Genomic DNA, 24,751 nt, shown 5'->3' on the forward strand with positions numbered 1-24,751 from the left:
GTCTTCAGTGCGTCGGTTGCTCTGTAGACCTTACCCCGGCATCCATGGACTCCGCGGACTCCGCCTTCCACCCACCGCCCAACGCCACATACAACGCCACCTGCGCCGTCGCCAGCGCGGTCCGCCCTTCCAGCGCCCGCTGGCGGGCCTGCAGCGCACCGCGCTGGGCGTCCAGCACTTCGCTCAGGTTCGCCTCACCCAGCTCGTAGCTGCGCTGCGCCAGTCGATGCGCCCGTTCACGGTGCTCGCGGGTGCGGCTGAGCGATGCGTGCCTGCGCTGTTGACCGGCCATCCTCGTCAGGCCCCGCTCGACCTCTTCCAGTGCGCGGGCCAGGGCCTGCTCGAAGGCGACGTAAGCCGTCTCGCCCTCGGCATCGGCCAGGTCGATGGCGGCGCCGCGGCGTGGATAGTCCAGCAGCGGCAGGCCGAAGGTGGCGCCGACCCGGGCGAAGTTCGAGGCGCCGGATATTGCGTCTCCCAGGGCGAAGCCGGAGCGACCCACGGCGGCCTGTACCGCCAGCTTGGGGAACAGGTCGCGGCGGGCAGCCAGCGACTGCAGCTGCGCAGCGTCCAGCCGTGCGGCTTCGGCGATCAGATCCGGACGGCGGCGCAGCAGGTCGATGGGCTGGCCGGGGGCGATGCGCTGCTCGGCCAGTGGCACCGGCGCGCTGGCGGCGAGACGTGCGGCGGTGCTGCCCGGCGGCTCGGCGAGCAGGGTGTCCAGCGCCAGCTGCGCTTCGGCCAGATGGATATCCAGCTCGTCCAGATCGGCTTCCAGCGACGCGCGCTCGGCGGATGTGGCCTCCACATCCAACCGGGTCACTTCGCCGGCGTAGAACAGCAGTCCGGCGATACGCTCCAGCTCGCGCGCCACTTCGATGCCTTCGACCAGCAAGGCGTGCTGGCCCTGCAACGCGCGCAGCTGCAGATAGCCCTGGGCAGTATTCGAGGCCACGGCCAGGCGCGCGGCGATCGTCTGTGCTTCGGCCGAGCGCAGCTGCTGGGCCGCGCTGTCACGCCGCGCACGGGTGGCGCCGAACAGGTCCAGTTCCCAGGTCGCCTGCAGCGCCAGCTCCCAGGTATCGAAGCTGATCACGTCATCGTCCGGGATGATGTCGGCCAGTGGGCTGTCGGGTTCGGCTTCCTGATCGTTCTCGTTCCACTGGCGGCTGGCCGAACCGGGCAGGTCGAAGCTCGGCAGCAGGCCGGCGCGCGACTGGCGCAGCTGGGCTCGCGCCGCGCTGACGCGCGCCATGGCCAGACGCACGTCGTGGTTCTGCTGCATGGCGCGGCTGACCAGCGCGCTGAGCTGCGGGTCGTCGAACTGGCGCCACCAGGCAGCCAGCGTCTCGGCATCCGCCGCGTGCTGGCCGGCGGCGCTGAACCAGGCCTCCGGCAGCTGCGGCTCGGGGTGTTGCGGTGCGCTGGAGCAGGCGCCCAGGGCCAGAACGAGCAGAAGCGGGGCGGCCAGAGCCTTGGTGCTCATGCGGTTTCCTCCGGGCGCACTTTCATGAACAGCAGATACAGGCAGGGCACCGCGAGCAGGGTCAGCAAGGTGGCGAAGCCCAGGCCGCCCATGATGGTCACGGCCATGTTGGCGAAGAACGGGTCGAACAACAGCGGTACCATGCCCAGCACCGTGGTGCCGGCGGCCATCATCACCGGGCGCAGGCGCGAGGCCGAAGCTTCGATGATGGCGGTCAGGCGCGGCACCTCATTGCTGATCTGCCGGTCGATCTCGTCCACCAGCACCACGGCATTCTTGATCAGCATGCCGGTGAGGCTGAGCAGACCGAGCAGCGCCATGAAGCCGAACGCCTGACCGGTGAGCAGCAGGCCGAAGCTCACGCCGCAGATGGCCATGGGCACCACCAGCCAGATCATCAGCGGCTGGCGCACCTTGGCGAACAGCAGCACGGTGACCAGCACCATCGCCAGGTAGGGCACCGCCAGCGTGCTGGCGAGCGCCTGCTGGGCATCGGAGGACTGCTCGTAGTCGCCGCCCCATTTCAGGCTGTAGTTGACCGGCAGTTCGATACCCTCGATCAGCGGGCGGATGCGCTGGTGCGCCTCGTTGGTGTTCTCGCCGTCGCGTGGTTCGGCGCGGATGGAGATTGTCCGCTCGCGGTCGTAGCGCACGATGATGCTGTCCTCGCTGACCGGCTCGATGCCGTCGGCGACCTGCGCCAGCGGCACGTAGCCGGTGCCGGCGGGGCTCCAGATCAGCCGTTGCAGCAGGTCGTCGCTGCCGATGCGGTCCTCCGGCGCGGCGCGCAGCAAGACCGGGATCAGCTCGTCGCGTTCGCGCAGCAGGCTGACCCGCTGGCCCTCGCTGCCGGCGGCCAGGGCTCGCGCCACGGCCTGGCGCGTCAGGCCGGCATCGGCGAGGCGATCCAGTGCCAGTTGCGGACGCAGTACCAGCACCTGCTGGCGCCAGTCGTCGCGCACGTTGAACACCTTGCCCTCATCCTGCAGCCGCTTGCGACCCTCGGCGGAAATGTCCCGCAGTACCTCGATATCCGGGCCGCTGATGCGCGCCTCCAGCTTGGCCTCGGCATTGGGGCCGAACATGAACTGCGCGGCCGAGACGTCGGCCGAGGGATAGCGTTGCGGCAGCTGTTGGTTGATCTGCCGCACCAGCCTGCCGATCAGCTCGGCCTCCTCGGTGCGCACGAGAAAGTGCATCAGCGAGGCGTTCGGCTGCTCCGGCATATAGGTCAGCATGAAGCGCGAGGCGCCGGCGCCGATGAAACTGGACACCTCGCTCACCCCCTCCAGCTCCGTCAGATACGCCTCCACGTCAGAGGCGGTCTGTGCGGTCTCGCGGATATGCGTGCCTTGCGGCAGGAACAGGTTGACGTAGAACAGCGGCGTGCTCGACGGCGGGAAGAAGCTCTGCGGCAAGCGGGTGAACAGCACCATGCTGACCACCGTCAGCACCACCAGCACGCCGACCGTCAGCCAGGGCCGGTGCAGCACGCCACCGGCCAGCCGCCGATAGCGGTTGTACCAGGGGCCGTTGTAGGCGGCGTCGGGGTCCTCGTCGGTCTTGGCGTTGCGCAGCAGGTAATGACCGAACAGCGGCACCAGCAGCAACGCCAGCAGCCAGCTGAGCAGCAGCGACACGGCGATGACGAAGAACAGCGAGAAGAGGAACTCGCCGGTGGTGTCCTGGGATAGACCAATGCCGGCGAAGGCGAGGATGCCGATGATGGTGGCGCCGAGCAGCGGCCACTGCGTCTGTTGCAGCGTTTCCTGTGAGGCTTCGAGGATGCTCTTGCCCTGGCGCTGGCGCACCAGCATGCCGTCGCAGACCACGACCGCATTGTCGACCAGCATGCCCATGGCGATGATCAGTGCGCCGAGGGAAATTCGCTCCAACTCGATGCCCGCCAGCCACATCACCAGCAGCGTGCCGAGCACGGTGAGAAACAGCACCGCGCCAATGATGACGCCGGCGCGCAGACCCATGGCGATGCACAGCACGCCGACCACGATGGCCACCGAGAGGAACACGTTGAGCGCGAAGCTGTTCACCGACTCATCGACGATCTGGTGCTGCTCGTACAGCGGATGCAGTTCGGCGCCCAGTGGCATGCGGTGTTCGATGGCCTGCAACGCCGCTTCGACGCTGTGTCCGACCTCGACGATATTCGCTCCGGAGACCCCGCTGACGCCCAGGGTTAGTGCCGCCTGGCCGTTGTGGCGGATGATCTGCCGCGGCCGCTCGGCGTAGTCGCGCGACAGCTTGGCGATGGCGCCCAGCTCGACCCGCTGCGCGCCCTGGCCGACCGGCAATGCGCGCAGCTCTTCGAGCGAATCGAAGGCGCCGCTCGGGCGCAGGCGCACGAAGTACTCGCCGGCATGCACGCCGCCGGCATCTACCGCGGCATCGGTATCGGCCAGCGCCGCCGCGATCTCGTCGGGGGCGATGCCCATCGCGGCCAGCTGCGCCTGGTCGACTTCCACGAGGATGCGCTCTTCCTGCACGCCGGCGATCTCGACCTTGCCGACGCCGTCGGCGGCCACCAGCGCGCGGCGCAGATCCTTGGTCGTTTCGTGGAGCTCCTTTAGCGTCAGGCCATCGCCGGTCAGCGCGTAGAAGATGCCGTAGACGTCGCCGAAATCATCGTTGACCTGCGGCGGTTCGATCCCCGGCGGCAGGTCGCCCTGGGCATCGTTGATCTTGTTGCGCAGCTCGTCCCAGATCTGCGGTAGCGCATCGCCGTCGTAGCGGTCCTGCATCTCCACGCGAATCTCGGCGATGCCCGGCATCGAGCGTGAGCGGAGCTCCTTGATCTGCGACATCTGCTGGATCGCGCTTTCCAGCGGTTCGGTCACCTGCTGTTCGACCTCCAGCGCCGTGGCGCCGGGATACTGCACGTTGACGATGGCCTGCTTGATGGTGAATTCCGGGTCTTCCAGGCGGCCGATCTCGAAGAAGGCGAGGGTGCCGCCGAGCAGGCAGATCAGTATCAGAATCCAGATGTTGACCGGGCGGGTGATGGCGTAGCGGGCGAAATCCATCGGCTCAGTTCCGCTCCTTCGCTTCGATCGGTTGGTCTTCGTGCAGCTTGCTGCCGCCAGCGACGATGATCGGCAGCTGCGCCTGCAGGCCCTCGCCACGGATCAGTGCCTGATCGCCTTCAACCTGCTGCAGGTCCACGGCCAGCCGCCGCGCGCGGCCATCGTCCGCCTGCCAGATGAAATGCTGGCCGTCGCTGCCGGTCTGCAGCGCCGACAACGGCAGGCGAAAGGCGTCATGGGTCGTCTGCGGCTGCGCCGGACGTTCGATGCTGACGCGCATGGCCATGCCCGGCAGCAGGTTGTAATCCTCCGGCGGCTCGCCCTGCAGCACCAGGCGGTAGGTGCGCGCGCCTTCACGCGGCTGCGTGCTGTGCTCCTTGTAGCGCAGCGGCAGGCGCAGGTCGGCGATCACCAGCTCGCCTTCGGCCTGCAGGTCGGGGCCGAGCGGAATGCTCAAGGCTGCGGTTTCCGGCAGGTCGACGCTGACTTCGATATGGCCGTTGTTCTGCATTTCGAAGACCGGCGTGCCTACCGCGACCACCATGTCCGGCTCGGCCAGACGGCGCGCCACCACGCCATCGAACGGCGCGTTCAGCGTGCTGTGGTCGAGGTCGCGCTGGGCGCTGTCGCGCGCCACCCGTGCCGCCACGGTGTTGGCTTGCAGCGCTTCGATGGCGGCGGGGGCGAGAATGCCCTCGGCGAGGAGGGTGCGCTTGCGCGCCAGATCCGCTTCCAGTTGACGCAGGCGTGCCTCGGCTTCGCGCATCTGCAGGCGATAGTCGGTGCGATCCAGCTGTGCCAGCGCTTGCCCGCGGCGCACCCGCGTGCCTTCGTCGACCAGGATGCGCTCGATACGCCCGGCCACCTCGAATGACAGCTGCGTGGAGGTCACGCTCTGCACCACGCCGGAGAAGCGCAGCGCCTCGGCTTTCGGTGCGGCCGCCTGCAACGGCTCGACCAGGGCCACCCGTGGCGGCTCGGGTGCCGGCTCGGCCTCCGAGGAACAACCACCGAGCAGCGGCAGCGCACAGACGATGATCCTCAACCAGGCACGGGACGCTGGGAATGCTCGCGTTGACGTCATCGTGGCTCCTATCTGATCGGCGTTGCGGGCGTGCGGGCACCCGTTGGGACTGACAGTAGAGTCCCGCGTCTGCGCAGGAGTTCGCTGGCGATGTTCGTAGAAGTGAGGTGACCGGGCGGTCGACTTCTGCCGAGGCTCTGCCACACTCAAGGGTGCGCGGCTGCGGCTCTGCGGCGCTTGACCGTCGTGAACTCAGCGGGGATGCTTGCCCGCTGTTGAAGGCGCATCACTCATGGGGAATACGCAATGCAAGGCCAGGCACCGGTAATCGACTATCTGAAGGAGCTGTTGCGCGGCGAATTGGCGGCGCGCGATCAGTATTTCCTGCATTCGCGGATGTACGCCGACTGGGGCTTCAGCAAGCTCTACGAGCGCATCAATCACGAGATGGAAGAAGAGACGCAGCACGCCGATGCACTGTTGCAGCGCATCCTCTTTCTCGAAGGCATCCCGGACATGACGCCGGAACCGATCAATCCGGGGCACAGCGTGCCGGACATGCTGCGCAACGACCTGGCGCTGGAGTACAAGGTGCGTGCCGCGCTGGCCCAGGGCATCGCGCTGGCCGAACAGCATGGCGACTACGCGACCCGTGACATGCTGGCGCTGCAGCTGCACGACACCGAGGAAGACCACGCCTACTGGCTCGAGCAGCAGCTCGGCCTGATCGACCGCATCGGTCTGCAGAACTACCTGCAATCCCAGGCCAGCTGAGCCCTCGACCCCGCGAGGCATGGCCTGCCTCGCGGGGCGTTCCATCAGAGCCGGAAGCGGCTCACCATCGACTGCAACTGACCGCCGAGACGGGCCAGCTCGGTGCTCGACGCCGCGGTTTCCTCGCTGGCGGCGGCGGTCTGTTCCGACACATCGCGCACGTTCACCACGCTGCGGCTGATCTCCTCGGCCACCGCGCTCTGCTCCTCGGCGGCCGCGGCGATCTGCTGGTTCATCGCCTGGATGTTCGACACGGTGCGGGTGATGCTGCCCAGCGAAGCGCCGGCACGGCGCGCCAGCTCGACGCCGCTATCGGTCAGGCCGCGGCTGGTGTGCATGATCGAGGCGACCTGCTGGGTGCCGTTCTGTAGCGCGGCGACCAGCCCTTCGATTTCCTCGGTGGATTTCTGCGTGCGCTGCGCCAGGCCGCGCACCTCGTCGGCGACCACGGCGAAGCCGCGTCCGGCCTCGCCCGCACGGGCAGCCTCGATGGCGGCGTTGAGCGCCAGCAGGTTGGTCTGCTCGGCCACCGCACGGATCACGTTCATCACGCTGCCGATCTTGTCGCTTTCTTCCTGCAGCGCCGTCATCGCCTCGGTGGAGCGCACCACGGCGCTGGCCATGCGTTCGATCTGGGTCACCACCTCGGTCACCACGCGGTCGCCTTCGCGGGCTTCACCGTCCGCCTCGGTGGCGGCCAGCGCGGCCTGCTCGGCATTGCGCGCCACTTCCTGAACGGTCGCCGACATCTCGTGCATGGCGGTGGCGACCTGGTCGGTCTCCTCCTTCTGGCTGTTCACACCGGCGCTGGTCTGCTGGGTGACCGCCGAAAGCTCTTCGGCGGCGGCGCTGATCTGGCTGACGCCATCGCGGATACCGCCGATCAGCTCGCGCAGGGTCGAGCCCATCTGCTGGATGCCGCGTTGCAGCACGCCCAGCTCGTCGCGGCGCTGAATCTGCGCGGTGGCGCTGAGGTCGCCGGAGGCGATGCGCTCGACGTCGGCCAGGGTGGCGCGCAGCGGCAGGATGATCTGCCGGGTGATCAGCCAGGCGGCCAGCATGCCCAGCACCAGGGCCAGCAGCGCGCTGAGGATCAGGCGTGTGCGTGCGGCGGCGCTTTCCACGTCGAGCTGGTCAAGCTGGAACTGGTAGAGCGAGTCGCTGATGCGGACGATTTCCTTCTGCTGGTCGGTCATTTCCTGGCGTGCCTTGGCGATCGCCAGGGTGGCCTTCTCCAGCGCCTCGATGGCGCCGCGGTACTCGTCGAGCATCGCGCGAATCTGCTGCAGCGTCGTCGCGTGGTTGGCATCGAGCGCGCTGGCATGGCGGCCAAGGCTGGCCTGGGCCGCGTCCAGCTGCGCGTAGACAGCCTTGGCCGCCTCGGCGCCGGGAGTGGCCATATAGACGCGCAGCAGGTACTGCGCGCGCTGCACGTCGTCTTCGACCTGGGTGATCGCCTGGAATTGAGCGAAGCGGCCTTCGTCATACTCCGAGAGCTGCAGCACCTGACGGTTCACGCCAGCCATCAGTTCGCCGAGGCGGTTGGCGGCCTGGTCGATGGTCTGCCGCGAGCCGTTAGCCTCGGCATAGGCCTTGCGCATGTCGTTCAGCGAGCTCTGATACTGCGCGTTGTAGCCGGCCTGCTCCTTGAGCTGCGCGACGTTGGCAGGGTTGTTGAAGGTTTCCAGCAGCTTGGTCTGCTGGGTGAGGTAAATACCCAGGTTCTTGTCCAGGCGCTCGGTGGACTCATTGTCGCCATTGGCCAGCATGAACTGCAGGCGGGCGATACGCAGGTCGGTCAGCGTCTTGTTCAGCAATGAGATTTCGGTCATCCAGCTGCTACGCTGGATGACGCTGCCGAGGCTGCCCCAGCCGTTCCAGGCGAGGATGAGGGTCAGGGCCAGCACGGCACCGAAGCCCAGTGCGAGCTTCCTGCTGACGCCGAGGTTTGCAAACCAGTTGTTCATGGCATTCCAATCAGATGAATAGTTCGATCCGAACGGGTGCCTTACCGGCGGCCCGCGGGTGTCTTCGGGCCCCTCTTTCGGCCGCGAGCATACGAACTTGAATGTAAATCTAGGAATGGTCGCAGCGCGCCGATGGCGGACGCCCGGCGCGCTGGAGAGGGGGCGTTTGTAGGGCGCGGACCGGCGTCAGCCTTTGCCTGGCGAGGGGATTGCGGCCGGTCGGGATGATGGGGCGTTGCAGCAACCGCCTTCTATGCCCTGCAGGATCGGGCAGTCCGGGCGGTCATCGCCCTGACAGTGGTCGACCAGTTCCTGCAGCGTGTCGCGCAGGCCGACCAGCTCGGCGATCTTGCGATTCAGCTCGTCGATATGCGCGCCGGCCAGGGCTTTCACGTCGGCGCTGGCGCGCTGGCGGTCCTGCCACAGGGCCAGCAGCTTGCCGACTTCCTCCAGCGAGAAACCCAGGTCGCGGGCGCTGCGGATGAAGGCCAGCTGATGCAGGTCGCGCTCGTTGTAGTGGCGATAGCCATTGGCGCCACGCCCGGCCGGCGTGAGCAGACCGATGGATTCGTAGTAGCGGATCATCTTCGCCGTGAGACCGCTGTGCTTGGCTGCCTGACCGATGTTCATGGCGTGCTCCCGATCATTCTTGCGGTTTCCAGGAACGCAGCAGCAGGGCGTTGCTGACCACGCTGACGCTCGACAGGGCCATCGCCGCGCCGGCCACCACCGGGCTGAGAAAGCCGAAGGCGGCGAGCGGTATGCCCACCAGGTTGTAGATGAAGGCCCAGAACAGGTTCTGCTGGATCTTGCGGTAGGTACGCCGGCTGATCTCCAGTGCGGCCGGCACCAGGCGCGGATCGCCGCGCATCAGGGTGATGCCGGCGGCGTGCATGGCCACGTCGGTGCCGCCGCCCATGGCGATGCCGACGTCCGCTGCGGCCAGGGCCGGGGCATCGTTGATGCCGTCGCCGACCATCGCCACCACGGCGCCGCCGTTCTTCAGCTCGGCGACGGTGGCGGCCTTGTCCGCCGGCAGCACCTCGGCATGCACGTCGTCGATGTGCAGCGCTTCGGCCACCACCCGCGCGCTGCCACGGTTGTCGCCGGTGATCAGGTGGCTGCGGATATGCCGCGCCGCGAGCCCGGCAATCGCCGCGGCGGCGCCGTCCTTGAGGCTGTCACCGAAGGCGAACAGGCCGAGGATGCGCGGCTCGGGTGCATGTTCCACCAGCCAGGAGAGGGTGCGACCCTCGGCTTCCCAGCGCTGGGCGGTTTCCAGCAGCTCGCCCGGCTGCAGGCCGTACTCTTCGAGCATGCGCCGGTTGCCCAGCGCCAGCTGCTGACCATCCAGCGCTCCGGCGATGCCGCGGCCGCTCAGGGCCTGGCTCTTCTGCACATCCGGCAGCACGATGGCGTCGGCTTCGCAGCGCTCGAGCACGGCGCGCGCCAGCGGGTGTTCGCTGCCCCGCTGCAGGGCGCCGGCCAGGCGCAGTATCCGTGCTTCGTCGCCGCCCACGGCGTGCAGGTGGATGATCTGCGGCTTGCCCGAGGTGAGCGTGCCGGTCTTGTCGAACGCCACGGCCGTGACCGCATGGGCGACTTCCAGCGCCTCGGCGTCCTTGATCAGGATGCCGTGGCGCGCCGCCACGCCGGTGCCGGCCATGATCGCCGCCGGCGTGGCCAGGCCGAGGGCGCAGGGACAAGCGATGACCAACACGGCCACGGCGTTGATCAGCGCGACCTCGGCCGGCGCGCCATTGAGCAGCCAGCCGATCAGCGTGGCCACGGCGATCACCAGCACGGCCGGGACGAACACCTGGCTGACCTTGTCCACCAGCTTCTGGATCGGCGCCTTGGCCGCCTGGGCGTCTTCGACCAGGCGGATGATTCGCGCCAGCACGGTCTCGCCGCCGAGCGCGGTGGTGCGCACCAGCAGGCGGCCCTCGCCATTGATCGCGCCACCGGTGATGCGGTCGCCCGGCGCCTTGTTCACCGGCAGGCTCTCGCCGCTGATCAGCGCTTCGTCGGCCTGGCTTTCGCCCTCGACCACTTCGCCGTCCACCGGGAAACGCTCGCCGGGCTTGACCAGCACCAGGTCGTCGAGACGTAGCGCGGCGATGGCGACGTCTTCCTCGCGGCCGTCGACTACCCGTGTCGCTCGGTCCGGGCGCAAGGCTTCGAGCGCACGGATCGCCGCGCTGGTCTGGCGTTTGGCGCGGCTTTCCAGGTACTTGCCCAGCAGCACCAGGGCGATCACCACCGCCGAGGCTTCGAAGTACAGATGCGGCATCTGTCCGGCCGGGGTCGCCCACCATTGATAGAGGCTCAGGCCGTAACCGGCGCTGGTGCCGATGGCGACCAGCAGGTCCATGTTGCCGGCACCGGCGCGCAGCGCCTTCCAGCCGGCGACGTAGAAGCGCGCGCCGAGAATGAACTGCACTGGTGTGGCGAGCAGGAACTGAATCCATGCCGGCAGCATCCAGTGGCCGCCGAACAGTTCGGCGAACATCGGCAGCACCAGCGGTGCGGCCAGCAGCAGGGCGGCGATCACCGCCCAGCGTTCGCGCCGCAGGCGACGTTCGGCGTCCTGTGTGGGTTGCTGCTGGTCGCCGGCGCTCGCCTGGTAGCCAGCGGCCTCGACCGCCTGGATCAGCACGGTGGGGTCGGGCGTACCGGTCACTTCGACATGCGCGCGCTCGCTGGCCAGATTCACCGCGGCGCTGCGTACACCGGGCACCTTGAGCAGGGCGCGTTCGACCCGGCCGACGCAACTGGCGCAGGTCATGCCCTTGATGTTCAGCTCGATGCTCTGCAGCGGTACGCCGTAACCGGCCTTTTCCACGGCCTCGATCAGCGTCGCCACGCCCAGGTCATCGCCTTCGATACGCACCTGTTCGTTGGCCAGGTTGACGTTGGCCGCGGCGACACCCGGCACCTTAAGCAGGGCGCGTTCGACGCGGCCGGCGCAGCTGGCGCAGGTCATACCGCTGACCGGCAGCGTATGGATGGCGCTGGACATGGCAGTGACTCCTCGGATTGCGATGACTGCAGGATCGACCTTAACCCTATGGCAAGGTCAACACCATGATCTGCGACAGCGGGTGCCTTGACCTTGCCCGGATGGCAAGGTCGAGAATCGGCGCATTCACCAGTCGAGGAGAGAGACGATGCAAGTATTCAACGTGAGCGGAATGACCTGCAGCCACTGCGAGCGTGCGGTAACCCGGGCCATCCAGGCGCTGGACCCGCAGGCGCAGGTGCGGGTCGACCTGGCGGCCGGAACCGTGCAGGTCCAGAGCAGTGCCAGCGAGCAGGCGATTCGCCAGGCGATCAGCGAAGAGGGTTATCAGGTGAGCTGATCGCTCACGCGGCGGGCTGGTCGGGATCGTCCGGCCAGTCGCGGACCAGGCCGCGGAACAGCGGGTCGATCAGCGCCTTGGTATCGACCTCTGGAGCGAACAGTTCGGTGTCGCGCGTCCAATCGGTGAACAGTCCGACCACCATGGCATGCAGCGACAGCGCGGCGAGCCGCGGCGTGACACCGGGGCGCAGGCAGGCCGAGGCGTTGCGCAGCAGGTCTTCGCACAGATCGATGAACTGGTTGATGAAGGCGTGATGGCGTTCCTCGGCTTCACGCAATTCGTCGGTGAACTCGCACTTGTGCAGCAGGATGGTGAAGATCCGGCGCTTCTGCTCGTTGCTGGCCAGGGTGCTGATGGCTTCGACCGTCAGGTTGCGCAGGGCGATCAGTGACAGTAGCGGCTGCTGTTGGTCGCAGGCGCACAGCCGTTCGTTCATCTGCTCCGGGGGCAGGCGAATCTGGTTGAGCATTTCGTGGAACAGGTGCGCCTTGTTCTGAAAGTGCCAGTACACCGCGCCGCGCGTCACACCGGCATCACGAGCGATCTGGTCGAGGCTGGTGTGGGCCACCCCCTTGTCCAGAAACAGCCGCTCGGCAGAGGCGAGGATGGCGATACGGGTTTTCTCGGCTTCTTCTTTGGTTCGGCGCATGGGCAGATTCAGGCAGATGACGGCTGCTTCGGGCGTCCAGCAGCGATGGAGGGCGGCCAGTGTAACGGCGCATCTTGTCGCGATGCATGTTTACAATCGGCGGTGTATGTAACAGCATCTTGCGCGTCGGTGCAAATTCCCGGGCACGGTCGAGGTCCCAACAAACGCACCCGGCACGTCTTCTTTCCAGCATGCGAGCCTCTGATGTCCCTGCGGATTCTTCTCATACTGGGCGCGCTCAGCGCGTTCGGCCCTCTGGCAATCGATATGTACCTGCCGGCCTTCCCCTTGCTGGCGGAGTCGTTCGGCACCAGCGTCGATCACGTGCAGCTTTCGCTGGCGGCCTATTTCGTCGGCCTGGCCATCGGTCAGCTGGTCTACGGGCCGCTGGCCGATCGCTACGGGCGGCGTGGGCCGCTGCTGGTCGGTGTGACGCTGTTCACCCTGGCGTCGCTGGCCAGTGCCTTCGCGCCGTCCATGGACTGGCTGATCGGCGTGCGTTTCGTCCAGGCGCTCGGTGGCTGTGCTGGCATGGTGGTGGCGCGTGCTGTGGTGCGTGACCTGTGCGATCCGATGACCAGCGCCAAGGTGTTCTCGCAGCTGATGCTGGTGATGGGCCTGGCGCCGATCCTTGCGCCAGTGGCGGGCGGCGCGTTGCTGGCGACGTTCGGTTGGCCGTCGATCTTCATCCTGCTGACGCTGTTCAGCGCGATCTGCCTGGCGGCGGTCACGCTCTGGCTGCAGGAAACCTATCCGGCCGGGCTGCCGCGCCAGCCGATGTCCGGTGCGCTGGGGCAGTATCTGCGGCTGTTCCGCGATCGCTTCTTCATGGGCCACGTGCTGACCGGCGCGCTGTGCATGGCGGGGATGTTCGCCTACATCACCGGCTCGCCGTTCGTCTTCATCGAGCTGTATGGCGTCAAGCCCGAGCATTTCGGCTGGCTGTTCGGCATCAATGCGGCGGGTTTCATCCTCATGGCGCAGGTCAACGTGCGGCTGGTGCGCTGGCGCGGGCCGGAATTCTGGGTGCGGCGCTGGGTGTGGTTCTTCTTCGGCAGTGCGCTGGCGCTGCTGGCGGTCGCGGCCGCGCAGCCTGCAGCGCTGTGGCCGTTGCTGATTCCGCTGTTCTGCTGCGTGTCCTGCCTCGGTTGCCTGCTGCCGAACGCCACGGCCTGCGCCATGGCCGACCAGCGTGCCAATGCCGGCAGCGCCTCGGCCCTGCTCGGCAGCCTGCAATTCACCATTGCGGCGGTCGCTGCATCCGCGGTGGGGGCTTTGCACAACGGCACCGCAGTGCCATTGGCGGCGATCATCAGCCTGTGTGGCCTGCTGGCAACGATCGTGGCCTACACCACGGCGCGCGCCAGCACGGAATGACTGTCAGGCGCTGAGTGGCAGGGGATGCGGCGCCTGCAGGCGACGGTGCAGGGTTTCGACGAAGGCGCGTGCCTCGGCTTCGCTGCGAAAGGTGACTTTCTGCTGGTCGAGGCATACCTGCCAGGCGCTGTCGGGTGACGGTGTCAGCGGGCGGACGAGAATGTTCATGGCGATCTCCTCGCATGTTGGCGCCGCTCAGTCTAGGCGCAGCCATGGCTCGCGTGGCGAGCCATGGTGTCGCAGGTCGGCCTTGCGCCGACGAATGGCTCAGTAGGCCAGGCGCGCGTCCAGGCTGTTCTGCGCCAGGCGCCGGGCCTGTTCCTCGGTCATGCCCAGGCCCTCGTGCAGCGCGACGAAATTCTCCGTCACGTAGCCGCCGAAGTAGGCCGGGTCGTCGGAGTTCACCGTGACCTTCACACCCTGCTCCAGCAGGTCGAGGATGTTGTGCTGGCGCATGTCGGCGAACACCTTGAGCTTGGTGTTGGACAGCGGGCAGACGGTCAGCGGAATCTGCTCCTCGATCAGCCGGGCGATCAGCTTCGGGTCTTCGGCAGCACGCACGCCGTGGTCGATACGGCTGACCTTGAGCAGATCGAGCGCCTGCCAGATGTACTCGGGCGGGCCTTCCTCGCCGGCATGGGCAACGGTGAGCAAGCCTTCGCCACGCGCCTTGTCGAACACGCGCTGGAACTTGCTCGGCGGGTGGCCGACTTCGGAGCTGTCGAGGCCGACGGCGAAGAAGGCATTGCGATAGGGCAGCGCCTGTTCCAGGGTCTTGAAGGCTTCCTCTTCCGGCAGGTGCCGCAGGAAGCTGAGGATCAGCCCGCTGCTGATGCCCAGCAGTTCACGGCCATCGGCCAGCGCGGCGCTGATGCCGTTGAGCGCGGCCTCGAACGGCACGCCACGGTCGGTGTGGGTCTGCGGGTCGAAGAAGGGCTCGGTATGCACCACGTTCTGCTCTTCGCACTTCTGCAGGTAGGCCCAGGTCAGGTCGTAGAAATCCTGCTCGGTGCGCAGCACGTCGGCGCCGGCATAGTAGAGGTCGAGGAATTCCTGCAGGTTGCCGAAGTTGTAGGCGCTGCGCAGGGCCTCGACGTCGTTCCAGGGCAGGGCGATCTTGTTGCGCTCGGCCAGGCGGAACATCAGTTCAGGCTCCAGCGAGCCCTCCAGGTGCAGGTGGAGTTCGGCCTTGGGCAGATTGTTGAGCCAGTCGTGCATCGCGAAATTCTCGTCTTGCGGGTGTGGGGGCATTCTATCCGGCGGGTTGGAGCAACCGATATGCCAGCCGACCAGTTTGTCCCGCCTGGCACATCTGGGTGACAGCCGAATGACCGCTTCATTGCCATTACTGCGGTTTGGCGATTAATTGACCAGCGGTCTGCAGCCCAGATCTGACGGGCGCTGGCGCGGTTGTTCCCAATGTTATCCACAAAGTTCTCCACTCGATTCGGGCATAACCTCGAGCTGGCAGAATACGATTGATGGCAAAACGTCAGTAGCCGACTACTCAGTCAAAAAACGCAGTAATTCAAGTGCTTAACGCACTCCATTGGGGCGCGGGAGGCTGCTTGATCAAAAAATGTGCAGTTTTCTCGAGCGCCCGCCGCAAGCGCTTTCCAGGCGGCCATACAATTGTTATCCACAATTGCGTCCACAGTATTTGTGGGCAACGACGTGTCTATTCCATGGCTTCCAGCTGGCTGCGCCCACGGGTGATATCAGCGAGCAATCTTTCCAGCGGCTTCAGCTGAGCGGCGGGAAGGGCAATCTCCAGCGTCGCGCCTTCGGCATCGAAATGCTCGGCTTCCAGCAGCGCTTCGAAATCGCCCAGGCGCGCCTTGAGCAGCGCCAGTTCGGCGAAGCGGCAATGACAGCGGCAGCGCGAGCGCGAGACCAGCTCGCTGTGCTCGCCGGCCTGCAGACATTTGGCGGTGGTGCCGCCGTAGGCACGGGCGAGGCCGCCGGTGCCTAGCTTGATGCCGCCGAACCAGCGGATCACCACCACCGCAACCCGATCGAAATCCTGCCCTTCTATGGCCGTGAGCATTGGTCTTCCCGCCGTGCCGCCGGGCTCGCCGTCATCGCTGAAGCGGTATTGATTGCCGATCTTCCACGCCCAGCAGTTATGCGTAGCGGTCGGATCGCTGACCGCCTGGATGAATGCCTGCGCGTCTTCCGGACTTTGAACCGGTGCGGCCTTGGCCAGGAAACGGCTCTTGCTGATGACTTCCAGCAGTTCGCACGGCGCGGACAGGGTGAAGGGCATGAGAAATGTGGCTTCCGGATAGCGCAACGGGGCGAGCATTGTAGCCGCGTCGGAGTCGTCGCAAAGGCCGGGCGGCCAGGACCATCCGGCCAACGGGCTGAACTTATGCGGCCACCTCGGACCCCTACTTGGTAAGGCGTGGCTCGCGCCTGACGCCAGTGGCACCTACCAGAGCCACTTCCTACCGGCTAGAGAAAAGGAGGAAACACCATGCTCAACTCCAGTTACCAGTCATGCATCCAGGCCTGTTCCAATTGCGCCCTGGTCTGCGAGACCTGCGCGGCCTCCTGCCTGCGCGAGGACGACGTGAAGATGATGGCGCGCTGCATCGAGCTCGATCGTGATTGCACCGACATGTGTGCGATCGCGGCGGTGCTGATGACCCGCGACAGCGCCTATGCCAAAGCCTTCTGCAAGCTCTGTGCGCAGGTCTGCCGCGACTGTGCCGAGGAGTGCGGCAAGCACCAGCACGACCATTGCCAGGCCTGCGCCGAAGCCTGTCGCAAGTGCGCTGAAGAGTGCGAAAAGATGGCGGCCTGACCGGTCGTCGATCCGGAGGGCTGCAGCTGCGGCTGTCGGCCCTTCTGCTTCAGGCCAGCCAGTCCAGCGTCAGGATCAGGCGGCGCTCGGTGCTGGTTGCCTGCGGCGAGCGGTGAATGATCCCGGCGCCTTCGTTACCCAGCCATTTCTCCCCCTTGAACAACGCCACGTCGCCAGCCCCGAGCTGCTCGATGGCGGCCGGGTCTGTCGGTTCGGCTGCCGGATCACCGAGACGCCGACGTGGCATGCCGTTCTCGCGAAGCCATTCGCTGCCCGCGCCGGCATAGGTGGTGATCAGCCGCAGCGGCACATGATCGACGTGGAAACGCGGGCACATGGGCTTGTCCAGCAGCCGCAGGCGCAGGCCGATGCGCCGCGCATCGACCAGGCAGCTGAACGCCCGCACCAGCCAGGCCACGTCGGCAACGAAACCGGCGTGGCCGGCAACGTCCCGATGGGCTGCCGCCAGGGTTGGCAGCTGCAGCTCGCCGTCGCCGTCGCCGATCGGTTCGAGGGTCAGCGACTCCGCCAGCGGCTCGCCCAGCGCCAGAAGTGTCTCGGCGAATTCGGCAATATGCAGCGGCAGCTGGCGCTGCCATACGCTGAGGTTGACGCCCTCGTTCAGCGCTTCGCCGAGTATCGCCGGAGAGTTGCCCAGCAGCTGGCGCGGCTGTGGACGGATGATCCGCTGCGCCAGCATCAGGCAACCTGCTCGTGCCAGGGACCGAACGGGTCCGGCAGGCGCAGCCAGCCATCGACGCCCACGGCCCATTCGCTGTCGTTCAGCAGGCAGGCGTCCAGCTCGCGGCGCAGCCGGTTGAAGTCGATGTTCTGCCCGATGAAGACCAGTTCCTGGCGGCAATCGCCGAACTCGCCGCGGGACTTGCCGAGGATCGCCGTGCGGCTTTCGCGGTCGCTCGGCCAGGCCGACTCCGGCGTGAAGTGCCACCAGCGCCCGGCGTAGTCGTAGCGCATCAACCCACCGGCCTGCGACCAGCTGCCGGCTTCCTCGGGGCGGGTAGCGAGCCAGAAGAAGCCCTTGGAGCGCAGCAGGCGGCCGTTGCTCCACTCGCGGTTAAGGAAGTTGTAGAAACGCTGCGGATGGAACGGCCGGCGCGCCAGGTAGGCGGTGGAGGCGATGCCGTATTCCTCGGTTTCCGGCACATGCTCACCGCGCATTTCCTTGAGCCAGCCGGGCGCCTGGGCGGCGCGTTCGAAATCGAAACGACCGGTGTCGAGGATTCGGTCGAGCGGCACCTGACCCATGCTCATCGGCAGGATCTCGGCGTGGGTGTTGAGCCGGCCGAGGATGGCGCTCAGCTCCTCGCGTTCGGCGGCGGAAATCAGGTCGATCTTGCTGATCAGGATGACGTCGGCGAACTCCACCTGTTCGATCAGCAGCTCGGTGACCGAGCGTTCGTCGTCCTCGCCAAGGGTTTCGCCGTGACTGGCCAGGCTCTCGGCCTCGTGGAAGTCGCGCAGGAAGTTCACCCCGTCGACCACCGTGACCATGGTGTCCAGCCGTGCCAGATCGGCCAGGCTCTGGCCCTGTTCATCGCGGAAGGTGAAGGTTTCGGCCACTGGCAGCGGTTCGGAGATCCCGGTGGACTCGATCAGCAGGTAGTCGAAGCGGCCCTCGCGGGCGAGCTTGCCGACTTCTTCGAGCAGGTCTTCGCGCAGGGTGCAGCAGATGCAGCCGTTGCTCATCTCCACCAGCTTCTCTTCGGCGCGATTGAGGCTGACGCCGCGCTGCACCTCGTTGCCGTCGATGTTGATCTCGCTCATGTCGTTGACGATCACCGCCACGCGGCGGCCGTCGCGGTTCTTCAGGATGTGGTTGAGCAGGGTGCTCTTGCCGGCACCGAGGAAGCCGGACAGGACGGTAACGGGGAGGCGGTTCATGGCGGTCTCTCAGGCGGATCGTTGGTGTTTTTCGCGCTGTTCCTGGCGTTGCTTCGCCTCGATGGACAGCGTCGTGGTGGGGCGCAGCAGCAGGCGCTGCAACCCGATGGGGTCGCCGGTTTCGGCGCACCAGCCGTACTCGCCGCGGGCGATGGCATCCAGCGCGGCGTCGATCTTGTCGAGCAGCTTTTTCTCCCGCTCCAGCACGCGCAGCTGCCAGTGGCGCTGTTCTTCTGCGCTGCCGATATCGGCCGGATCGCTGCTCGGCTCCTGTTCGCGTAGCGCCTGGAATTCCTCCTCGATATGCGCCTGCAGCTCGGCGCGTTGGCGCAAAAGCAGGTCGCGGAAGAAGGCCTGCTGGTCGGCGTTCATGTACGCCTCGGCGGGCTGGGCGAGTAGTTCGGCTTCGGTCATCGGGAGGCACGTGTTGGAAATTATGTTTTAGTTATAACATAACAATTTTGATCCTGATGCAAGTGCTGTTTGCGTGTTGAAAATGGCTCACGGATAGGCAGCGTCATTCCTGACGCGAAGAAAAAGCCCGCGGCGCGGATCGCGCGGCGGGCTCGGGTGGTGGTGGCAGCTAAGCGATCAGACGGCGCCGGGCAGCCCGTGGTAGTTGCGGCCGAAGTACACCAGCGCGTCGCTGCTGTCGCGACGGTACACGGCGAGCACCTCGCAGTAGAGGATGTCGTGGGTGCCGACGCTGGCGCTGTGGCTGATGCGGCAGTCGAACGATACCGTGGCGCCGTCGAGCAGCGGCGAGCCGGTTACGCCGGTGCTCCACTGCGCCGCGGCGAAGCGTTCGGCCATGGGCGTCTTGCCGCCGAACAGGTTGGACAAGTCCCGCTGTGCGCCGGCCAGTGTGTTCACGCAGAGTTGCCCGTTGGCGGTGACGATCGGATGCGCCGATGCGCTGCGGTTCAGGCACACCAGCAGCGTCGGCGGTTCGTCGGTGACGCTGCACACCGCGGTGGCGGTGAAGCCGGCGCGGCCGCTGGGGCCGTCTGTGGTGATGATGTTGACCGCTGCAGCCAGGCGCGCCATGGCATCGCGGTAGTCCTGGCGGATCAGCGGGGCGCTGAATTTACTAGCGGTTTCGCATTGAGCCAGTTGCATGGTCTGTCTCCATCAGGCGAGGACGCAGGCGCGGCCGAAGGGCAGGCGTGGCAGGCGGTCACGCAGCTTGCTGGCGTCGCCGTAGCCGAGGTTGATCAGCAGGTTGGATTTCCAGCTCGTGCCGGCAAAGAAGGCGGCATCCAGCGTCTTGCCGTCGAAGCCGGACATAGGCCCGCAATCGAGCCCCAGGGCGCGGGCAGCGAGGATCAGGTAACCCGCCTGCAGCGAGCTGTTGCGCAGCGCGTTCTCGGTGATCAGTGCCGGCTGCCCGGCGTACCAGCTGCGCGCGTCGGCGTGGGGGAACAGCTCCGGCAGGGTTTCCGGGAAATCTTCGTCGTAGGCGACGATCAGCGTGACCGGCGCGGCCATGGTCTTGTCCAGGTTGCCCTTGGACAGGCAGGGCGCGAGCTTCTGCTTACCCTCGGCGCTGCGCACGAAGACGAAGCGCGCCGGGCAGCTGTTGACCGCGGTGGGGCCGAGACGGACGTGCTCGTAGAGTTGTTCGAGCAGGGCGTCGGGCACGGGCTTGTCCAGCCAGGCGCTGTGGGTGCGGGCCTCGCTGAACAGCGTCGCGAGGGCATTCGAGTCGATGGGGGCGTGCATGTTCGGGTCCTCAGGCTGCCGCGACCTGGCCGCATTGCTCGGCAAGATGGTCCAGCAGGATCTGGTTGAAGGGTTCGCTGTCGCTGACGCTGGAAGCGTGGCCTCCATAGTTCAGCAGCGCCAGCTGGGCGTTGGGCATGAGGTCGGCCAGGTGCTGCGAACGCTGCCAGGGCACCAGCATGTCGTCGCGGTTGGCGATCAGCAGGGTCGGGGCGGTGATGCGCGGCAGCTCGGCCTCGATATCGAAGGCCAGCAGTGCTTCGATGCGCCGCACCAGATTCATCGTCGCAGGGAAATGCGTCAGTGCATGGGCATCGTCGCATGCCAGGCGCTCGCTGTTGGCTGCGATCCAGTCGGCCGGATAGAGGAACAGCGACTGCGCCTGCACATAGGCTGCCGGACCGCTGTCGTGCAGCAGTTTCAGGCGCACCGCGAAACAGCGCGTGCTGTGCGGATTGGGGCTGCTCCAGGCATTGATCGGCACCAGGCTCTGCAACAGTTGCGGTCGCAGCAGGGCGATCTGCAAGCCGACCAGCCCGCCGAGGGCGTGGCCGATGAAGTGGCAGCGGCGGATACCCAGGGTGTCCAGCAGCTCCAGCAATTCCACGGCCATGGATTCGATGGAATAGCCCGCCGGCAGGTTCGCCGGGCTCCTGTTGGTCCCCAGCTGATCGTAGACCAGCACCCGGTAGTCCTGGGACAGTGCGGGCAGCTGCGGCGTCCAGAAGGCAGCCGCGCCGCCGAGGCCGGAGCTCAGCACCAGGGTCGGTGCATCCGGTTCCATGCGGCCATGAAGTTCGTAGTGCATGTCACTTCCTCCGTGCAGTCGGTCAGCGAGCCGGCTGGCCCGCTCCGGCAGGCGCTATTGGCCGATGTGGGCGATGCTGGCGATCTCGATCAGCGCATCGGGCTTCACCAGCCCGCACTGGATGCAGTAGCGTGCCGGCTTCTCGCCGGGGAAGTACTCGGCATACACCTCGTTGACCTTGGCGTAGTTGGCCCAGTCGGTGAGCATGATCATGTTGAAGGTGACGTCGTCCATGCTGCCGCCGGCGGCCTCGACGACGCCCTTGATGGTTTCCAGCACGTGGCGGGTCTGCGCGGCGGCGTCGCCGACATGGACCACGTTGTTGTCCTTGTCGAAGGGCAGGGTGCCGGAGACGTAGACCACGCCATCGGCCATCGAGCCGGGCACGTAGGGCGCGAGCGGTTTGCCGGAGCCGGCGGGGATGATGGATTGCTTGGGCATATCGTTGATTCCTTGCAAGGCATTCAGGCGAACCCGGCGGGCGCCTCTGCGGGCGCCGCGGTCGGGCATTTGGGGTAATCAGCTGGCGACCGCCACCTCTGACGCGGTCGCGAAGCTCTGGCAGAAGGCATCGACGCTGGAGACCCAGCCGAAGAACGTCTCGATGTTGTACAGCGCCGCCTGCTGGGCGAATTCCGGCCCGGCCTGGTGGGTGGCATCGGCCAGCACCACGCCGAAGTACTCCAGGTGGAACCCGTCGCGCAGGGTCGATTCCACGCACACGTTGGTGGCGATACCGGTGAACACCAGGTTGCGGATGCCACGGGCGCGCAGGGTGCTGTCCAGCTGCGAATTGAAGAAGCCGCTGTAACGGGGCTTGGGCACCAGGATGTCGCCGGGCTGCGGTGCGAGTTCGTCCACCAGCGCGTAATCCCAGCCGCCCTTGGCCAGCAGCGTGCCGGCCAGTTCCGGGCGCTTGCGCATGGTCTTCAGCGCGTTGGACTTGTGCCAATTGGGCGAGCCCGGTCCACCGGCCTCGATGTACCCGTTGTCCCAGCCGTTCTGCAGAAAGATCACCTGCATGCCGACGGCGCGGGCTGCAGCCAGCGCCTGGCGGATCTTCGCGATCACCGGCTGGGTCGCCGAAACATCGAAGCCCGCCAGGTCGAGATAGCCGCCGCGGCTGGCGTAGGCGTTCTGCATGTCCACCACGATCAGCGCGGTTTCACTGGCTTTCATCGCCAGTGGCTCGGGGCGCGCCGGCAGCTGTACGGGTTCGTCGGGCGCGCTCAGGCCGTAGCCGGAAACCTGTTCGACGGCGCTCATCAGGCCGACTCCTTCAGCGCGGTGATGTGCCGGCGGCTCTGCATCAGCGGCTGGATCTTCTGGCCGAAGGCTTCGACGCCCTCGAGGAAGTCGTCGAAGGTCAGCATCACGCCCTGCATGCCGGGCACCGTGGCGATCTCGTCGAGCATCCGCGCGACGTTGGCGTAGGAGCCCACCAGCGTGCCCATGTTGATGTTCACCGCCGAAGTCGGATCGGCCATCTGCCGGATGTTGCTGTCGGCGCCCTTATCGGCGGCGCCCTGCTCGCCGAGCCAGGCGATGGCTTCCTCGTCGGCGCCGGCCTTGTAGTGCTCCCACTTGGCTCGGGCGGCTTCGTCGGTTTCGTCGGCGATGACCATGAACAGTACGCAGGAAGTGACGTGGCGGCCGGTCTTGGCACAGGCCGCCTGCAGCCGTTCGGCGGCCGGGGCGAAGGCGGTGGGGGTGTTGACGCCCTTGCCGAAGCAGAAGTTGTAGTCGGCGTACTGCGCCGAGAAGGCCATGCCCGCGTCAGAGGAGCCGGCGCAGATGATCTTCATGTCCGCCTGGGGTGTCGGGCTGACGCGGCAGTCCTCCATCTGGAAGTGCTCGCCCTTGAAGTCGCTGCGCCCGGTTTCCCAGAGGTCGCGCAACACCTGGGCGTACTCGCCGAGATACTGATAACGGGTGCCGAAGAACTCATCGCCCGGCCACATGCCCATCTGCGTGTATTCCGGTTTCTGCCAGCCGGTGACGAGATTCACGCCGAAGCGGCCACCGGAGATCGAATCGATGGTCGAGGCCATGCGCGCGACGATGGCCGGCGGCAGGGTCAGGGTGGCGGCGGTGGCGAACAGCTGGATCTTGCTGGTGACCGCGGCCAGGCCCGCCATCAGCGTGAAGGACTCCAGGTTGTGCTCCCAGAACTCGGTCTTACCACCGAAGCCGCGCAGTTTGATCATCGACAGGGCGAAGTCGAAGCCGTAGCCCTCGGCCTTCTGCACGATGGCCTTGTTGAGTTCGAAGGACGGCATGTACTGCGGCGCGTTCTCGGAGATGAGCCAGCCGTTGTTGCCGATCGGAATGAAAACACCAACATCCATGGGTAGCACCTCTGTACGCAATGGCTTAGAAAGCGCTGCCCGAACGTGACGGGCAGGGTCGCAGGGGCTTTGCAGGATGCAGGCCAGAAAGTGATTTGCCTTTTTAATCAATCAGATGAGTGATTTATAGAGTGTGATGTGGACCGTTTGGTCCGAATCGGAGCACCTGGTTTGTGCGCGGCGCACGAAGATCGTGCAGCAGTCGCTCGCCGCCTTCGTCGCTCGTGCGTCGCGCGCTCGCCGCGCTACAGTAGCGCCTCGTTCGAACCCATCCGGTAATCCCGTGACAGACCAGCCCCTCGTTCCGCCCCGCAAGCGCCTCACCGCCAGCAAGAGTCCACGGCCAAAGGGCGCAGTTCGCGTGCCGAGCGCCAGCGCCCAGGACCGCCGCCTGCGCATGATCGAAAGCAAGCGCGCCACGATCCTGCAGGCCGCGCTCGATCTGTTCTCCCGTTTCGGCCTGCACGGCACCAGCCTCGACCAGGTGGCGACCCAGGCGGACGTGTCCAAGACCAACCTGCTGTACTACTTCGGCAGCAAGGAAGAGCTTTACACCAACGTCCTGCGCCAGCTGCTGGAGGTCTGGCTGCAGCCGCTGCAGGCGTTCTCCGTCGAGCAGGACCCGGTCGAGGCGATTCGTAATTACCTGCGGGTCAAGCTCGAACTGTCCCGTGACCATCCCGCCGAATCGCGGCTGTTCTGCATGGAGATCATGCAGGGCGCACCATTGCTGCTGGGCGAGCTGCAGCAGCCGCTGCACGACCTGGTGGAGAACAAGGTCGCGGTGATCCAGGCCTGGATCGACGCCGGCAAGCTCGCAGCCATCGCGCCGCACCACCTGATCTTCTCGCTATGGGCGACCACCCAGCACTACGCCGACTTCCGTGTGCAGGTCGAGGCCGTGGCCGGCAAGACGCTGGATGATCCGGCGTTCTTCGAGGAAACGCTCAAGAGCCTGCAGGCGCTGATACTCGATGGGGTGAGGCCGCGTTGAGCCTCTGAGCTTGCGCGAACGGCCACTGCGGTCTGTACTGCCTGCTCTACCCGCGGGGCCGAAGCGCCTGGGCGACCTCCGGTATCAGCGCCCCCATGGAGTGAAACGATGAAACCGAGATTCCACCCCGGCCGAAACATCGCGATGAAGGTGCCTACCCATGAGTACCAGCGGACGCTCGCGTTCTACCGCGAGATGCTCGCACTGGCAGAACTCACCCCGGCGGGGGCTGAGGGTGAGCACACGCCGCGCTTCGATTTCGGCGGCAAGGTGCTCTGGCTGGACTGCGTGCCGGGCATCAGCCAGGCGGAAATATGGCTGGAGGTCGTCACGGATGAACTGGAGAGTGCCGCCGCCCGCCTTGAAGAACACGGCTGTGCCCGCCGGGACGAAATCGAACCCCTGCCGGAGGGCTTCAGGGCATTCTGGATATCGAGCCCGGCGAATATCATCCATCTGGTTTCCGAAGACACCGCGTCCTGACATTC

General features: G+C 66.4%; 25 protein-coding genes. 6 read left to right on the forward strand and 19 right to left on the reverse strand.

The features are described 5' to 3' along the window. Window positions 1-4: 4 nt before the first annotated feature. Genes P5704_017750 through P5704_017760 form a run of 3 tightly spaced genes read right to left on the reverse strand, consistent with a single transcriptional unit; the run spans window position 5 to window position 5,611 of the window. Entirely contained in the window at window positions 5-1,486 is a 1,482-nt protein-coding gene (locus P5704_017750; protein WOF77860.1) for an efflux transporter outer membrane subunit, read from the reverse strand. Continuing rightward, window positions 1,483-4,527: an efflux RND transporter permease subunit gene (locus P5704_017755; protein WOF77861.1), complete on the reverse strand. Its 3,045-nt coding sequence runs from the start codon at window positions 4,525-4,527 to the stop codon at window positions 1,483-1,485. The genes P5704_017750 and P5704_017755 overlap by 4 nt, the downstream gene beginning before the upstream one ends. Window positions 4,528-4,531: 4 nt before the next feature. Further along, window positions 4,532-5,611, reverse strand: a complete 1,080-nt coding sequence (locus P5704_017760) for an efflux RND transporter periplasmic adaptor subunit (protein ID WOF77862.1) — start codon at window positions 5,609-5,611, stop codon at window positions 4,532-4,534. Between the two features lie 246 nt (window positions 5,612-5,857). Here P5704_017760 and bfr point away from each other — a divergent pair, with 246 nt between their 5' ends. Continuing rightward, window positions 5,858-6,325 carry a bacterioferritin gene (bfr, locus tag P5704_017765; GenBank protein ID WOF77863.1) on the forward strand — a complete coding sequence of 156 codons (468 nt, stop codon included), beginning with the start codon at window positions 5,858-5,860 and terminating at the stop codon, window positions 6,323-6,325. 44 nt (window positions 6,326-6,369) lie between these two features. On the opposite strand, the gene P5704_017770 is transcribed toward bfr, so the two are convergent. The 3 genes from P5704_017770 to P5704_017780 all read right to left on the reverse strand — a co-directional run bounded on the left by P5704_017770 (window position 6,370) and on the right by P5704_017780 (window position 11,314). Next, the gene (locus tag P5704_017770) at window positions 6,370-8,292 is read right to left on the reverse strand and encodes a methyl-accepting chemotaxis protein (protein WOF77864.1); all 1,923 of its coding nucleotides are present in this window, start codon (window positions 8,290-8,292) and stop codon (window positions 6,370-6,372) included. 186 nt (window positions 8,293-8,478) lie between these two features. Continuing rightward, on the reverse strand, window positions 8,479-8,922 hold the full coding sequence (cueR, locus tag P5704_017775) for a Cu(I)-responsive transcriptional regulator (GenBank protein ID WOF77865.1): 444 nt from the start codon (window positions 8,920-8,922) through the stop codon (window positions 8,479-8,481). 13 nt (window positions 8,923-8,935) lie between these two features. After that, entirely contained in the window at window positions 8,936-11,314 is a 2,379-nt protein-coding gene (locus tag P5704_017780; protein WOF77866.1) for a heavy metal translocating P-type ATPase, read from the reverse strand. 148 nt (window positions 11,315-11,462) lie between these two features. Here P5704_017780 and P5704_017785 point away from each other — a divergent pair, with 148 nt between their 5' ends. After that, window positions 11,463-11,654, forward strand: a complete 192-nt coding sequence (locus tag P5704_017785) for a cation transporter (GenBank protein ID WOF77867.1) — start codon at window positions 11,463-11,465, stop codon at window positions 11,652-11,654. Between the two features lie 4 nt (window positions 11,655-11,658). Here the strand turns inward: P5704_017785 and P5704_017790 are convergent, their stop codons facing one another. After that, window positions 11,659-12,306: a TetR family transcriptional regulator gene (locus P5704_017790; protein WOF77868.1), complete on the reverse strand. Its 648-nt coding sequence runs from the start codon at window positions 12,304-12,306 to the stop codon at window positions 11,659-11,661. 204 nt (window positions 12,307-12,510) lie between these two features. Between P5704_017790 and P5704_017795 the strand changes: the two genes are divergently transcribed. Next, window positions 12,511-13,683, forward strand: coding sequence for a Bcr/CflA family multidrug efflux MFS transporter (locus P5704_017795; protein ID WOF77869.1), 1,173 nt, complete (start codon window positions 12,511-12,513; stop codon window positions 13,681-13,683). Window positions 13,684-13,686: 3 nt separating this feature from the next. Here the strand turns inward: P5704_017795 and P5704_017800 are convergent, their stop codons facing one another. From P5704_017800 to P5704_017810, 3 genes are all read right to left on the reverse strand, one after another. Further along, a complete protein-coding gene (locus P5704_017800; protein WOF77870.1) occupies window positions 13,687-13,851 on the reverse strand; it encodes a hypothetical protein in 165 nt (54 codons plus the stop codon). A gap of 99 nt (window positions 13,852-13,950) precedes the next feature. Beyond that, complete coding sequence (locus tag P5704_017805; protein WOF77871.1) at window positions 13,951-14,901, reverse strand: adenosine deaminase; 951 nt, start codon at window positions 14,899-14,901, stop codon at window positions 13,951-13,953. Between the two features lie 460 nt (window positions 14,902-15,361). Next, window positions 15,362-15,949 (reverse strand): YigZ family protein, encoded by a 588-nt coding sequence (locus P5704_017810; protein ID WOF81274.1) that lies wholly within the window; start codon window positions 15,947-15,949, stop codon window positions 15,362-15,364. Between the two features lie 210 nt (window positions 15,950-16,159). Here P5704_017810 and P5704_017815 point away from each other — a divergent pair, with 210 nt between their 5' ends. Continuing rightward, window positions 16,160-16,489 (forward strand): four-helix bundle copper-binding protein, encoded by a 330-nt coding sequence (locus tag P5704_017815; GenBank protein WOF77872.1) that lies wholly within the window; start codon window positions 16,160-16,162, stop codon window positions 16,487-16,489. 49 nt (window positions 16,490-16,538) lie between these two features. On the opposite strand, the gene P5704_017820 is transcribed toward P5704_017815, so the two are convergent. The 9 genes from P5704_017820 to rutA form a co-directional block, all read right to left on the reverse strand. Next, window positions 16,539-17,189, reverse strand: coding sequence for a DUF1826 domain-containing protein (locus P5704_017820; GenBank protein ID WOF77873.1), 651 nt, complete (start codon window positions 17,187-17,189; stop codon window positions 16,539-16,541). Then, window positions 17,189-18,391 (reverse strand): zinc metallochaperone GTPase ZigA, encoded by a 1,203-nt coding sequence (gene zigA / locus P5704_017825; protein WOF77874.1) that lies wholly within the window; start codon window positions 18,389-18,391, stop codon window positions 17,189-17,191. Before zigA ends, P5704_017820 begins: the two co-directional genes overlap by 1 nt. A gap of 9 nt (window positions 18,392-18,400) precedes the next feature. Then, the gene (dksA, locus tag P5704_017830) at window positions 18,401-18,805 is read right to left on the reverse strand and encodes an RNA polymerase-binding protein DksA (GenBank protein ID WOF77875.1); all 405 of its coding nucleotides are present in this window, start codon (window positions 18,803-18,805) and stop codon (window positions 18,401-18,403) included. Between the two features lie 177 nt (window positions 18,806-18,982). Further along, window positions 18,983-19,510, reverse strand: a complete 528-nt coding sequence (rutF, locus tag P5704_017835; protein ID WOF77876.1) for a pyrimidine utilization flavin reductase protein F — start codon at window positions 19,508-19,510, stop codon at window positions 18,983-18,985. A 12-nt stretch (window positions 19,511-19,522) separates the two neighbouring features. Further along, window positions 19,523-20,113 (reverse strand): malonic semialdehyde reductase, encoded by a 591-nt coding sequence (locus P5704_017840; GenBank protein ID WOF77877.1) that lies wholly within the window; start codon window positions 20,111-20,113, stop codon window positions 19,523-19,525. 10 nt (window positions 20,114-20,123) lie between these two features. Then, complete coding sequence (gene rutD, locus P5704_017845) at window positions 20,124-20,921, reverse strand: pyrimidine utilization protein D (GenBank protein ID WOF77878.1); 798 nt, start codon at window positions 20,919-20,921, stop codon at window positions 20,124-20,126. Window positions 20,922-20,975: 54 nt separating this feature from the next. Continuing rightward, complete coding sequence (rutC, locus tag P5704_017850; GenBank protein WOF77879.1) at window positions 20,976-21,362, reverse strand: pyrimidine utilization protein C; 387 nt, start codon at window positions 21,360-21,362, stop codon at window positions 20,976-20,978. Window positions 21,363-21,440: 78 nt separating this feature from the next. Continuing rightward, window positions 21,441-22,187 (reverse strand): pyrimidine utilization protein B, encoded by a 747-nt coding sequence (gene rutB, locus P5704_017855; protein WOF77880.1) that lies wholly within the window; start codon window positions 22,185-22,187, stop codon window positions 21,441-21,443. After that, complete coding sequence (rutA, locus tag P5704_017860; protein WOF77881.1) at window positions 22,187-23,269, reverse strand: pyrimidine utilization protein A; 1,083 nt, start codon at window positions 23,267-23,269, stop codon at window positions 22,187-22,189. Before rutA ends, rutB begins: the two co-directional genes overlap by 1 nt. A gap of 283 nt (window positions 23,270-23,552) precedes the next feature. Between rutA and rutR the strand changes: the two genes are divergently transcribed. Further along, window positions 23,553-24,263, forward strand: coding sequence for an HTH-type transcriptional regulator RutR (gene rutR, locus P5704_017865; GenBank protein WOF77882.1), 711 nt, complete (start codon window positions 23,553-23,555; stop codon window positions 24,261-24,263). Between the two features lie 108 nt (window positions 24,264-24,371). Next, window positions 24,372-24,746 carry a glyoxalase/bleomycin resistance/dioxygenase family protein gene (locus tag P5704_017870; protein WOF77883.1) on the forward strand — a complete coding sequence of 125 codons (375 nt, stop codon included), beginning with the start codon at window positions 24,372-24,374 and terminating at the stop codon, window positions 24,744-24,746. The last annotated feature ends 5 nt before the right edge of the window (window positions 24,747-24,751 follow it).

Origin of the sequence: Pseudomonas sp. FeN3W, assembly GCA_030263805.2 — a bacterium.
In the GTDB taxonomy this organism is placed as follows: Bacteria; Pseudomonadota; Gammaproteobacteria; order Pseudomonadales; family Pseudomonadaceae; genus Stutzerimonas; species Stutzerimonas stutzeri_G.